The sequence below is a fragment of the Nocardia arseniciresistens genome (genome assembly GCF_046764875.1).
Taxonomy (GTDB): Bacteria; Actinomycetota; Actinomycetes; order Mycobacteriales; family Mycobacteriaceae; genus Nocardia; species Nocardia arseniciresistens.
On the sequence record NZ_JBKORD010000018.1, the window covers coordinates 196,956 to 208,502 of the forward strand.

At 64.6% G+C, this 11,547-nt stretch carries 12 protein-coding genes, 1 tRNA gene and 2 pseudogenes; 8 read left to right on the top strand and 7 right to left on the bottom strand.

Translation table 11 applies throughout. The features are described from left to right. A pseudogene (locus ACLMAJ_RS30380) lies at positions 1–795 on the top strand (IS982 family transposase); the annotation flags it as partial. Positions 796–1,148: 353 nt separating this feature from the next. Here the strand turns inward: ACLMAJ_RS30380 and ACLMAJ_RS30385 are convergent. Further along, the gene (locus ACLMAJ_RS30385; RefSeq protein ID WP_412017280.1) at positions 1,149–1,751 is read right to left on the bottom strand and encodes a P-loop nucleotide/nucleoside kinase family protein; all 603 of its coding nucleotides are present in this window, start codon (positions 1,749–1,751) and stop codon (positions 1,149–1,151) included. A 251-nt stretch (positions 1,752–2,002) separates the two neighbouring features. Continuing rightward, entirely contained in the window at positions 2,003–2,194 is a 192-nt protein-coding gene (locus tag ACLMAJ_RS30390) for a hypothetical protein (RefSeq protein ID WP_412017281.1), read from the bottom strand. 285 nt (positions 2,195–2,479) lie between these two features. On the opposite strand from ACLMAJ_RS30390, the gene ACLMAJ_RS30395 reads away from it, so the two are divergent. Further along, the gene (locus ACLMAJ_RS30395; RefSeq protein ID WP_412017282.1) at positions 2,480–3,049 is read left to right on the top strand and encodes a hemerythrin domain-containing protein; all 570 of its coding nucleotides are present in this window, start codon (positions 2,480–2,482) and stop codon (positions 3,047–3,049) included. A 51-nt stretch (positions 3,050–3,100) separates the two neighbouring features. Here the strand turns inward: ACLMAJ_RS30395 and ACLMAJ_RS30400 are convergent, their stop codons facing one another. Then, entirely contained in the window at positions 3,101–3,412 is a 312-nt protein-coding gene (locus ACLMAJ_RS30400; protein WP_412017283.1) for a hypothetical protein, read from the bottom strand. On the opposite strand from ACLMAJ_RS30400, the gene ACLMAJ_RS30405 reads away from it, so the two are divergent. After that, positions 3,411–3,557: a hypothetical protein gene (locus tag ACLMAJ_RS30405; RefSeq protein WP_412017284.1), complete on the top strand. Its 147-nt coding sequence runs from the start codon at positions 3,411–3,413 to the stop codon at positions 3,555–3,557. The two genes, ACLMAJ_RS30400 and ACLMAJ_RS30405, sit on opposite strands and share 2 nt — an antisense overlap. A 104-nt stretch (positions 3,558–3,661) precedes the next feature. Here the strand turns inward: ACLMAJ_RS30405 and ACLMAJ_RS30410 are convergent. The 4 genes from ACLMAJ_RS30410 to ACLMAJ_RS30425 form a co-directional block, all read right to left on the bottom strand. After that, positions 3,662–3,733: transfer RNA gene (locus ACLMAJ_RS30410), tRNA-Val, on the bottom strand. 29 nt (positions 3,734–3,762) lie between these two features. Beyond that, positions 3,763–4,242 (bottom strand): peroxiredoxin, encoded by a 480-nt coding sequence (locus ACLMAJ_RS30415; protein ID WP_412017285.1) that lies wholly within the window; start codon positions 4,240–4,242, stop codon positions 3,763–3,765. 75 nt (positions 4,243–4,317) lie between these two features. Beyond that, complete coding sequence (locus ACLMAJ_RS30420) at positions 4,318–4,740, bottom strand: DUF3052 domain-containing protein (RefSeq protein WP_412017306.1); 423 nt, start codon at positions 4,738–4,740, stop codon at positions 4,318–4,320. Between the two features lie 139 nt (positions 4,741–4,879). After that, a complete protein-coding gene (locus tag ACLMAJ_RS30425) occupies positions 4,880–5,437 on the bottom strand; it encodes a hypothetical protein (RefSeq protein ID WP_412017286.1) in 558 nt (185 codons plus the stop codon). Positions 5,438–5,775: 338 nt separating this feature from the next. On the opposite strand from ACLMAJ_RS30425, the gene aceE reads away from it, so the two are divergent. The 5 genes and pseudogenes from aceE to ACLMAJ_RS30450 all read left to right on the top strand — a co-directional run. Next, positions 5,776–8,571 carry a pyruvate dehydrogenase (acetyl-transferring), homodimeric type gene (gene aceE / locus ACLMAJ_RS30430; RefSeq protein ID WP_412017307.1) on the top strand — a complete coding sequence of 932 codons (2,796 nt, stop codon included), beginning with the start codon at positions 5,776–5,778 and terminating at the stop codon, positions 8,569–8,571. 11 nt (positions 8,572–8,582) lie between these two features. After that, positions 8,583–9,917 (top strand): PucR family transcriptional regulator, encoded by a 1,335-nt coding sequence (locus tag ACLMAJ_RS30435; protein ID WP_412017287.1) that lies wholly within the window; start codon positions 8,583–8,585, stop codon positions 9,915–9,917. Positions 9,918–10,044: 127 nt separating this feature from the next. Continuing rightward, positions 10,045–10,959 carry an ACP S-malonyltransferase gene (locus ACLMAJ_RS30440; protein ID WP_412017288.1) on the top strand — a complete coding sequence of 305 codons (915 nt, stop codon included), beginning with the start codon at positions 10,045–10,047 and terminating at the stop codon, positions 10,957–10,959. A 124-nt stretch (positions 10,960–11,083) separates the two neighbouring features. Then, positions 11,084–11,386 carry a meromycolate extension acyl carrier protein AcpM gene (acpM, locus tag ACLMAJ_RS30445; protein WP_412017289.1) on the top strand — a complete coding sequence of 101 codons (303 nt, stop codon included), beginning with the start codon at positions 11,084–11,086 and terminating at the stop codon, positions 11,384–11,386. A 10-nt stretch (positions 11,387–11,396) separates the two neighbouring features. Next, a pseudogene (locus ACLMAJ_RS30450) lies at positions 11,397–11,547 on the top strand (beta-ketoacyl-ACP synthase); the annotation flags it as partial.

Genomic DNA, 11,547 nt, shown 5'->3' on the forward strand with positions numbered 1-11,547 from the left:
ACCGCCGCCGAACTGGTCACCCTGGCGGTGATGCAGGCGTTGCTGGGCTTCATCTCCGAACACCGCTGGCTGCGGTACGCCCATGAGCACCTGCAACACCTGTTCCGCTACCTGCCGAAGCAACCCGGCTACAACAAGCGTCTACGCAAGGCCGCCGGGCTGATCCAAGCGGTGATCCGCGCGCTTTCCGCCGACACGACGCTATGGACCGACGACGTGTGGGTGGTCGACTCCACGCCGGTCGAATGCGGCCGCTCCCGTGAGACGGTGAAACGCCCCGACCTGGCCGGATGGGCCGAATACGGGTACTGCGCCTCCCACTCCCGCTACTTCTGGGGCCTACGCCTGCAACTGATCGCCACCCTCGGCGGACTGCCCATCGGATTCGCTCTGACCGGAGCCAAGGCCGACGAACGCGAAACCCTCATGAGCATCCTGCACGCCGACCCCGACTTGGTCACCGACCGACCCGGACAGACCCTCATCGGCGACAAGAACCACTTCGGCGCCGCCTTCGAAGCCGAACTCGCCGACGCCGGACTACGGCTGCTGCGCCCGGCCCGCAAAGGCGAACCCGAACGCCTGGGATCCGCGCTGTTCAAACCGCTACGACAAGCCATCGAGTCGATCAACCAGACCCTCAAAAGCCAACTCGACCTGGAACGACACGGCGGCCGAACCGTCGCCGGCGTCACCGTCCGCGTCCTACAACGCCTCGTCGTACTCACCGCCGTCATCTGGCATAACGACAAGACCGGCGCACCCGCCCACAGGTCGCTGACCGCCTACGACCACTGCTCCCTTGGAATCAGTCATCTAGCGATCGGCGAGGCCAGCAGCGAGGACAAATCGTCGAAAAGGAACGCCACGCGCCGCTGCCCGGCCAGGAACAACGTCACGAACCACGCGGTGGCGGGGTCGGTGCCCGCGGTCAGCAGCTCCGTTGTCGCCTTGGTGACCTCCCTCAGCGGCTGTAGCGCCTCTCGGGTGATGATCCGTGTCCGAGGCCCCATCTTTCGCGGATCACCGCGGCGTGGTCGGGTCGATGTGCCTGGCGATCCATGTCGCGCAGTCGACGGCGGTCCGCGCCGTCGGGTCCGCGTTCAACCGAAGATTCCAGTAGCGGTCGGCGGCGATTCCTTTATAGGTCAGGCAGCGCCCCGGCCAGGTTGGGTGATGAATTGCGCGATCGCTTCGAGGCCGGGCTGGTAGCCGTCGGTGGTGTCGACGGTCAGTTCCGCGCCATCCATGCTCACCGGCACGAATGCGTCGGCGGTGTGTGTGCCGGCGGCGATCGCTGCGAGGAGGTCGCCGTCGTTGTGTGCTTGCCGGTGGGGGTTGGTTTCGGCGCGGTGGGTGATGCGGTCGTGCAGGACCGGTTGGGGCGCGCTGCAGTGGATGATGCGGATCTCGGCGAACTCGGCCAACGGCATCAGGTTGGGACGCCAGAGTTTGTCCTGGAACGCGGCTTCCACGACGACGCTGACACCGGCACGAGCCAGCACGGTCAGAACGTCGAAGAAGGCGTGCAGGGCGGGGATATTGAGATCGTCGTATCCGGTGTCGCGTGGTGGGGTGGTGGCCAGGACCATGCCCTGTTTGATTTCATCGCGGATGATCGCTGGGACGCCGATGTCGGCAGCGAGGGCGTGGGCGAGCGTCGACTTACCCGATCCGGGCGGGCCGGATACGACCGTGATCACCGGCGCTCTAGGGGAATTGGCCATAGCGCATTCTGGCACTTCAGGCATCGTCGTTGATCGTGCTGTCGCCCGAAGGCGGCTTGGCGATGCGATAGGCGATGAAGCCAGGTTGCCGGGTCAGGGTCTCGTGTTCGACTGGGTGGGTGTGGGCCATGTCCCCAGTCGGCTGGTGTAGCGGTTTGGTGAGGTCGTGTTGGCGCAGCGTGAATTGCCCGGCGACGTGGCGGCAGGCGAGGTCTTCGATTGTGTGTGGAGGTGATGGCTGCTGCGAACCGCTCGGCGATTCGCAGCGGCGAGGTTCATGCGAGGTGGACAGGGAGGGTGGCGTGTCCGTTGGAGATGAAGCTGTTGACGGTGCCCAGTTGTGTCGGATCGTCGATGGCCAGGCGCATGTTCGGGAATCGGCCGAACAGTGCGGGCAGCGCGATGCTGGCTTCTGGTCGAGCCAGTGGCGCGCCGAGACAGCGGTGAGCGCTGAGCCCGAAAGACATGTGGGCCTTATTGATTCGGTTTATGTCGAAGTCGTCGGCGTCGAGTAGTAGTCGATCGGATACCCGGCCCGGCGCGGGCCTGGCTGCTCGGCTCCGGTTGGCGTGAGCACCCGGGCTGGTCTGCGCCGATCACCGCGAGAGCCCCTTTCGGAACAGCCATCGACTCTGTCGACTGCCCGGCGGAATCGCTTCCCCGAGTTGCGATGAGTTTGCTGTCCCCTTCCAGGGGTAAGCCCGCAGCAGCGCAATCAGCGCTGACCGTACTACTTGCCCGAGGAGGCAATCGTGGAAGCAACGTCGATCAACACCACCGATGATGTCGTCACGTTCCTGATCGAACAGCACGCGCGCATCCGCGAACTGTTCGCCCAGGTCCAGCAGGCCCCCACCACCGAACAGCGGGAGCAGAAGTTCTACGAACTGCGCCGCTTGCTGGCAGTCCACGAAACCGCCGAGGAAGAAATCATCCACCCGCGCTTCCGGCGAGAAGTCCACGACGGCGCCGACATCATCGCGGCGCGTCTCGAGGAAGAGAACAAGGCCAAGCGTCAGCTCGCCGACATCGAAGCGGTCGACATCGATTCACCCGAGTTCGACGCCAAGCTTGCGGCCCTGCGTGACGGGGTACTCGCGCACGCCGAACACGAGGAGCACGAGGAGTTCAACCGGTTGCGTTCCGAACTGGAACCCGACGAGCTCGAGCGCCTACGCACCGCGGTGAAATTCGCCGAAGCCATGGCGCCGACACGTCCGCACCCCGGCGTCGAGTCCGCCAGCGCGAATCTGCTCGTCGGACCATTCGCGGCCATGATGGACCGCGCCAAAGACGCCATCAGCAAACCCCGCGCGAAATGATCACCGCTCGCACGCTCCCGGGCCCGACGCACGTCTAGCACGGTTCGGCGTTCAGGTCTCGAAGACGTCGCCGGGGTCTGGCCGGGTCGCGAGGCGGGAGATGGCCACGAGTCCGGGTTGGTGGCCGTGCGTGGTGTCCACGGTCAGCGTGGCCAGTTCACCGATGGCAGGGTCGAAGTCTTCTTCAAATGAGCTGCCGGTGTCGACCGACTCCAGCAGCTCGTCGCTTCGGGCGCGGCGGTTCGGGTTGGTTTCGATGCGCTGTTTGATGCGCTCCCGGATGTTCGAAGTCGGCGCGGTGCAGCGTAGTACGCGAACCTCGGCGACTTCGGTGGTCGCTTCCAGGCGAGGGTGCCACAGCATGCCCGGCAGCGCTGCTTCGGCTACGGCCGAGTTCGGCCATGATCCGGCCGTGCTGCTGCGGGTGTACGGCCACGTCTACCCCGAAGCGCTGGAGGCGGCGGGCGCGGCCCTGTTCGACGACGAAACCGAGGCGACCGGAACCTAGTTCGCCGACCTGTTGGCAAGTTCTAGGCAAGATCAGCTTGCGCGGCGGGGCACTTGTGGGGGACGAGGTGGACGGAAACAGGCAATGACCTGCATCTTCGTCTGTGGGCGCAGAGGGGATCGAACCCCCGACCGCTGGTGTGTAAAACCAGAGCTCTACCGCTGAGCTATACGCCCTTGCTCGCCGGAGATCCGACGGCAACGAGTTATGAATCTAGCGCGGCGAGGGCTTTCTCCCAAGCCGCCTGGTCACGGGGCTCTCCGGGGCCGTTCATCTCGGCGAAACGGATGATTCCGGTCTTGTCTACGACGAAGGTGCCTCGGTTGGAGTAGCCGGACTTCTTGTTGAAGACGCCGTAGCTCTGGGCGACGGCTCCGTGCGGCCAGAAGTCGGACAGGAGCGGAAAGACGTAGCCCTGTTCGGCTGCCCAGATTTTGTGGGTGGGTGGTGGGCCGACGGAGATCGCGACGATCTCGGCGTCGTCGTTCTGGAACTTCGGTAGCTCGTCGCGGACCTTGCACAGCTCGCCCTGGCAGATCCCGGTGAAGGCGAGCGGGTAGAAGACGATGAGCACGTTCTTCTTGCCCTGGAAGTCCGACAGCGTGACTTCCTGATTGTTCTGGTCCTTGAGTGTGAAATTTGGCGCGACAGAGCCGACCTCGAGCGGGCCAACCTCAAGTGGCATGCGAAACCTCCATCGAGTCGGGTATGAGCCGGGCGGCGCGAAGGCCACCCGGCTCAAACCATAGTGAAAGACCGGTCAGCGCTGTTTCGAGGGCGCTTTCGGCTGCACCAGTCGACTGCCTGCCCACTCCCCGAGACTGATTGCCGAGGTTTGCGTGAAGCCCGCCGGCGGTGCCGACTCGGCGATCTCGCTGGGATCGACATGCCCCGAATTTCCAGTCTTCGGGGTGAGCACCCAGACGAATCCTTCGTCCGACAACTGTCCGGTGACTTCCATCAAGGCATCCACCAGATCCCCGTCACCGTCGCGCCACCAGAGCAGCACGACGTCCATGACCTCATCGGAGTCTTCGTCGAGCAGCTCGCTGCCGATAGTTTCCTCGATCTCGGCTCGCAGGTCGTCGTTGGTGTCCTCGTCCCAGCCTAATTCTTGGACAACCAAGCCGTGAATGATGCCAAGCTTCTGAGCGTAGTTCTGCGCGTCCGCCGCGGCGACCACGGTGGTGTCCTCCTCAACTCCAGACAATAAGGTTGGTTGCAAGCGAACATGGTTATCGGCTCGAGCGCAAGCTGATCGGACGAAATACCGACCGAATGTCGTGTGACAAGATCGTCGCGAGCCGGTTTCCTCCCTCCGTTCAGCGCTTCGGGCAGGCGTCGCGGACAGCGTTGCGGGCGTCGTTGACCCGCTTGCTTGCGTCGTTGAGCGGCCCGACGGGAGCGGTGTAGGTCATCTTGCGGGTCTCCGAGGCAAGCAGCCGTGCGGCGCTGACGTACTCGGTAAATTTCGCGACGAGATCCGGCGGCAGCGAGTCGCTCGCGGAGTTCACTCCGGCCTCGACCTTGTTGGCCGCCTCGTCGAGAGTCGCGCTCGCGTCATCGCGACGGCTCGCGTAGTCGGCCGCGTTGGAGTCGTGTGCGTTGATGAAGTCGTTATACTTCGAGACGCCGACGCCGGTGGTGTTCGGGAATTGCCCGCAGTTCTCGTTGATGGCGGCTGTTTGCGCCGCAGCCTTGCGCGAAGAGGTCGCCGCAGCCGACGACGAGGCCGCCGCCGTCTTGTATGCGGCGAGGTCGGTCGCGTTCGGATTCGCAACTCCCTCTACCCGATTCGCGCATCCCGCGACCGTCACTCCGGCCACCACCGCAAGGGTCGCGCACACCAATCCGAACCCGCGTGGGTCCAGCACCTTCATCGTCCTCCCCGCTCCGGTTGTACTACGGCGGTCTCGACTCACGTTCCCTGCAGAACGGTACTGGATTTGAGGCTGACATGATGACCTGGGACACATCATCCGCAAGGATGGAGGTGCGCCCGAACCTTTCATGAAGCGGGCGGTCCGCCGACCACGCGTGCCCGCCCGGGGTAACAGACGTCATCACATGTCCACCCCCTGTACGAGGAGCAGATTTGACCGACCTGATCCACTCTTCCGCTACAGCGAAACCCGCTGTGCCGAACTCCGAGACCGCGCCTGCCCTAGGCGGCGATCCGCACGGATCGCCCGCCACTGCGGCGGGCGGGCGCGTCCGGGTGATCCGCGAAGGGGTGGCGTCCTACCTACCGGACATCGACCCGGAGGAAACCTCCGAATGGCTCGAATCGTTCGATGAGATGCTCGACCGGGAAGGCCCGGGCCGCGCGCGTTACCTCATGCTCCGGCTGCTGGAACGTGCCGGTGAGCGTCGGGTCGCCATCCCCGCCTTGACCTCGACCGACTACGTCAACACCATTCCCACCGAGAACGAGCCGTGGTTTCCCGGCGACGAGGAGGTGGAGCGGCGCTTCCGTGCCTGGATCCGCTGGAATGCGGCGATCATGGTGCATCGCGCGCAACGCCCGGGAATCGGTGTCGGCGGCCATATTTCGACCTACGCGTCCTCCGCGGCGCTCTACGAGGTCGGCTTCAACCACTTCTTCCGCGGGAAGGATCATTCCGGCGGCGGCGATTCGATCTTCATCCAGGGTCATGCCTCGCCTGGCATCTACGCGCGCGCCTTCCTCGAGGGCAGGCTCAGCACCGATCGGATGGATGGCTTCCGTCAGGAGTACAGCCACGGCGGACCCGGCCACGGCTTGCCGTCGTACCCGCATCCGCGGTTGCTGAACGACTTCTGGGAGTTCCCGACGGTGTCCATGGGCCTCGGCCCGATGAACGCCATCTACCAGGCGCGGTTCAACCACTACCTCAGCGATCGCGGCATCAAGGACACCTCCGATCAGCATGTGTGGGCGTTCCTCGGCGACGGTGAGATGGACGAGCCGGAATCGCGTGGTCTCGCGCACGTCGCGGCGCTGGAGGGCCTGGACAATCTGACGTTCGTCGTCAACTGCAACCTGCAGCGCCTCGACGGCCCGGTTCGCGGCAACGGCAAGATCATTCAGGAGCTCGAGTCGTTCTTCCGCGGTGCGGGCTGGAACGTCATCAAGGTCGTCTGGGGTCGTGAGTGGGACGCGCTGCTCGGCGCCGACCGCGACGGCGCGCTGGTGAACCTGATGAACACGACGCCGGACGGCGACTACCAGACCTACAAGGCCAACGATGGCGCTTACGTCCGCGACCACTTCTTCGGTCGTGACCCGCGGACCAAGGCGTTGGTTCAGGACATGTCCGACGAGAGCATCTGGAACCTCAAGCGCGGTGGTCACGACTACCGCAAGGTCTACGCCGCCTACGCGGCCGCGATGGCGCACAAGGGTCAGCCGACGGTGATCCTCGCCAAGACCATCAAGGGGTACACCCTGGGTAAGCACTTCGAGGGCCGCAACGCCACGCACCAGATGAAGAAGCTGACCCTGCAGGATCTCAAGGACTTCCGTGACCTGCAGCGGATTCCGATCAGCGATGCCGAGCTGGAGAAGGATCCTTACCTGCCCCCGTACTACCACCCTGGCATGGAGGCGCGCGAGGTCCAGTACATGCTGGATCGGCGCAAGGCTCTCGGCGGCTACCTGCCCGAGCGGCGCACCACAGCAAAGCCTCTGCAACTTCCGGGTGACGAGGCGTACAAGTCCGTCCGTAAGGGTTCGGGCAAGCAGAGTGTCGCCACCACGATGGCGCTGGTCCGGCTCATGAAGGAGCTGCTGCGGGACAAGGAAATCGGCAAGCGGATCGTGCCGATCATCCCGGACGAGGCCCGTACCTTCGGTATGGACTCGTGGTTCCCTTCGTTGAAGATCTACAACCGCAACGGCCAGTTGTACACATCGGTCGACGCGGAATTGATGCTTGCCTACAAAGAGAGCACCGCCGGGCAAATCCTGCACGAGGGCATCAACGAGGCAGGATCGACCGCTTCGTTCACCGCTGCGGGCACGTCGTACGCGACGCACGGCGAGCCGATGATCCCGCTGTACATCTTCTACTCGATGTTCGGCTTCCAGCGCACCGGCGATGGATTGTGGGCAGCGGCAGACCAATTGGCGCGTGGATTCGTGCTCGGAGCAACCGCCGGGCGAACCACGTTGACCGGTGAGGGTCTGCAGCACAACGACGGCCACTCACTGCTGCTGGCCTCGACCAACCCGGCCGTGGTCACCTACGATCCCGCGTTCTCGTTCGAACTCGCGCATATCGTGCGGGACGGGTTGCGCAGGATGTACGGCGGCGGGACTCCGGAGGCCGGGCCCGGCGCGGTACCGGGTGCCGTTTCGCATGGTGGGAAACCGAACGGTGGCTTCGGCGGCGAGGACATCTTCTACTACATCACCCTCTACAACGAGCCCTACCAGCAGCCCGCCGAGCCCGACGACCTCGATATCGCCGGTCTGCTCAAGGGTATTTATCTGTACAAGCGTGGTGCGGCGGGCGATGTGCGCGCACAGATCCTCGTCTCCGGTGTCACGGTGCCGGACGGTTTGCGTGCGCAGGCGCTGCTCGCCGAGTGGGGTGTGCAAGCCGATGTCTGGTCGGTGACCTCGTGGGGCGAACTCCGCAAGGAGGCGCTCGCCAAGGAAATCGCGAAGTTGCGCAACCCGGGTACCGAGGTGGGCGTTCCGTACGTCACGCAGGTGCTGTCATCGGTCGAAGGCCCGATCGTCGCGGCGACGGACTGGATGCGTGCGGTGCCCGATCAGGTCCGCCAGTGGGTGCCGGGTGACTTCACCACTCTCGGCACCGATGGTTTCGGCTTCTCCGACACCAGGCCTGCCGCGCGCAGGGTGTTCAACGTGGACGCGCAATCCATCGTGGTCGCAACCCTGGCCGGACTCGTCAGGACGGGAAAGATCGACTCCGCCGTACTGGCCGAGGCAGCGGCGAAATACCGCATCGATGATGTGGACGCCGCGCCGAAGTCGGTGGCAAGCGGCGACAGCGACGGCGAGTAGCGGACGATTGGATGGTGGACCGTAAACCGCCGCGGCCGCGACGGATCTCCGAGGGCTCTAACGAGCATGAGGTGTATCTGCCGACGGGCGCGCTCTCCCCGAACCGGCAAACCCGAGACCCGCTACCCGACACGTTGCTCAAACGTGTGAAGCAGTTCTCTGGTCGACTCTCCACCGAGGCGGTGGGGTCGATGCAGGATCGGTTGCCTTTCTTCACCGATCTGGATGCCGCGCAGCGCGCGGGTGTCCAGATGCTGGTGCAGACCGCGGTGGTGAACTTCCTGGAGTGGTTGCAGGATCCCGACAGCGACATCAGGTTCAGTCTGGATGCCTTCCAAGTGATTCCACAGGATCTGGCGCGGCGGCTGACGCTGCGCCAGACCGTGGACATGGTCCGTGTGGCCATGGAGTTCTTCGAACAGTGGCTGCCCGCGCTCGCGCGAAACGACCGGCAGCTCGTCGCGCTCACCGAGGCGGTGTTGCGGTACGGGCGTGAGCTCGGCTTCGCCGCCGCCTCGGTGTACGCGAGCGCGGCGGAATCGCGCGGCGCATGGGACACGCGTCTGGAGGCGCTCGTCGTCGATGCCGTCGTGCGCGGCGATACCGGTCCGGACATGCTGTCGCGGGCCGCGACGTTGAACTGGGACGCCACCGCGCCTGCGACGGTGCTGGTCGGCACCCCACCGGGAGACCAGGGCGTCGGGATGGTCGGGTCGGTGCACACCATCGCCGGGCGGCACGGCCGCGCTGCGCTGGCTGTTGTGCAGGGATCGCGATTGGTGATGGTCGTCAGCGGGAATCTCGGCGACAGCTCGTTCATCTCGCCGTTCCTCGCGGACCTGCTTGCCGAGGTGTTCTCCGACGGGCCGGTGGTGATCGGCCCGACCATGCGAACCCTGGGGGCCGCGCATGCGAGTGCGGTGGAAGCCCTGGCCGGCATGGAGGCCGTTGTGGGCTGGCGTGGGGCGCCCAGACCGGTGCATGCGACGGAACTATTGCCCGAACGCGCCTTGCTCGGCGATCGAGGTGCGGTGGACGCGTTGAACGAGTATCTTGTGCTTCCGTTGGCCGCGGCGGGATCGTCGCTGGCGGACACGCTCGAGGCCTATCTGGATTGCGGTGGCGCTGTCGAGACGTGTGCCCGTCAGCTGTACGTCCATCCAAATACGGTTCGCTACCGCCTCAAGCGGATCGCCGAAGTTACCGGGCGTGATCCGATGAACCCGAGGGACGCTTATGTGCTCCGAATAGCGTCCACAGTGGGTCGTTTGACACGAACCCGTAACGAATCGACAACATCTACCCCAGAGGCAACTCACATCGCAATGGGTCACGACGGCGTGTAACGCATCTTGGGGGTCGGTCGATCCGGACAACTCACGTGGCCTTTTGTGGGACTCCCACAAAAGGGCACCCAAAGCTTCATTCGCGTCGACATCTCCTGCGGCCTACCTCACAGTGTTCTCTTAGAGAGTGATCGCGTTGTTCGCCCCTGGACAGGGGTCCCAGACACCTGGCATGCTCGCGCCTTGGCTCGACCTCCCTGGCGCGACAGATCGACTCGCCCTCTGGTCCAAGGCCGCCGGCCTGGATCTGATTCGTCTCGGTACTACCGCGACGGCCGAGGAGATCACTGACACTGCCGTTACCCAACCACTCGTCGTCGCCGCCGCGTTGCTCGCATTCGCGGAGATCGACTCGAATTCGCTTCCGGCAGCTACCATCGTCGCCGGACACTCGGTCGGCGAACTTGCCGCAGCCGCCGTCGCCGGAGTCATCACTCCGGATGAGGCGGTCACCCTGGCAGCGATCCGCGGTGCGGAAATGGCCAAGGCCTGCGCGCTGGAGCCCACCGGAATGTCCGCGGTGCTCGGCGGCGATGAGGCCGCCGTGCTCGCTCGGCTCGCGGAGCTCGACCTCGTTCCGGCCAACCGGAATGCGGTCGGCCAGATCGTCGCCGCGGGTCGACTGGATGCCCTGGCGGAACTCGCCGCGAACCCGCCCGAGAAGGCTCGGGTGCGTGCGCTGCCCGTCGCGGGGGCTTTCCACACCGTGTTCATGGGCCCGGCCCAGGATGCTGTGACGGAAGCCATAAGCCAGATCATGCCGAATGAGCCGACTCGGACCCTACTGTCGAACTTCGATGGCAAGCCTGTTGTGTCAGGAGCGGATGCCATCGCTAAGCTCGCCGCGCAGGTAACCCGGCCCGTCCGTTGGGACCTGTGCACCGAAACCACCAGGCAAGCGGGTGTATCGGCAGTGGCGGAGTTGCCACCGGCAGGCACGCTCATCGGTATTGCGAAGCGGGAGATGAAGGGCACGCCCACACTGGCCCTGAAGACCCCGGAAGACCTCCCCACGTTGGCCGGATTCACGAGTTCCGGTTAGCTTTCCTCGCGGCCGTGTATCCAAAAATTCACGGTCGTGACCGAGTCGGCGGTAACTATCGCCGTTCTCGATCCGAAAAACCCAGTAAAAGCCCTACACACGAAAACAAGAAGGGAGCCACACAGTGGCCAGCCTGACCCAGGAACAAATCGTCGAAGAACTCGGCAAGATCATCGAAGAGGTAACGGGTATCGAACCCTCTGAGGTGACGATCGAGAAGTCCTTCGTCGATGACCTGGACATCGACTCGCTGTCCATGGTCGAGATCGCGGTTCAGACCGAGGACAAGTACGGCGTGAAGATCCCCGACGAGGATCTCGCAAGCCTGAAGACGGTCGGCGACGCAGTCGGCTACATCCAGAAGCTCGAGGCGGAGAACTCGGATGCCGCCGCCGAGCTCAAGGCCAAGTTCGATAGCGCCGAGTAGGGCCGACACTGTGACCACTCCTTCCACCTTGAACGGGAACTTCCCCAACGTCGTCGTCACGAGCCTGGCGGCGTCTACGTCGATCGCCGGTGACGTCGATGCGACGTGGAAGGGCCTTCTGAACGGCGAGAGCGGTATCGACGTTCTCGAGGACTCCTTCA

Excerpts from the sequence above, each read along its gene's own strand:
- ACLMAJ_RS30405 (WP_412017284.1), top strand. The coding sequence starts at position 3,411 with ATGCCCGGCAGCGCTGCTTCGGCTACGGCCGAGTTCGGCCATGATCCG.
- ACLMAJ_RS30385 (WP_412017280.1), bottom strand. The coding sequence starts at position 1,751 with ATGCCTGAAGTGCCAGAATGCGCTATGGCCAATTCCCCTAGAGCGCCG.
- ACLMAJ_RS30390 (WP_412017281.1), bottom strand. The coding sequence starts at position 2,194 with ATGTCTTTCGGGCTCAGCGCTCACCGCTGTCTCGGCGCGCCACTGGCT.
- ACLMAJ_RS30415 (WP_412017285.1), bottom strand. The coding sequence starts at position 4,242 with ATGCCACTTGAGGTTGGCCCGCTCGAGGTCGGCTCTGTCGCGCCAAAT.
- ACLMAJ_RS30425 (WP_412017286.1), bottom strand. The coding sequence starts at position 5,437 with ATGAAGGTGCTGGACCCACGCGGGTTCGGATTGGTGTGCGCGACCCTT.
- ACLMAJ_RS30435 (WP_412017287.1), top strand. The coding sequence starts at position 8,583 with ATGGTGGACCGTAAACCGCCGCGGCCGCGACGGATCTCCGAGGGCTCT.
- ACLMAJ_RS30400 (WP_412017283.1), bottom strand. The coding sequence starts at position 3,412 with ATGCTGTGGCACCCTCGCCTGGAAGCGACCACCGAAGTCGCCGAGGTT.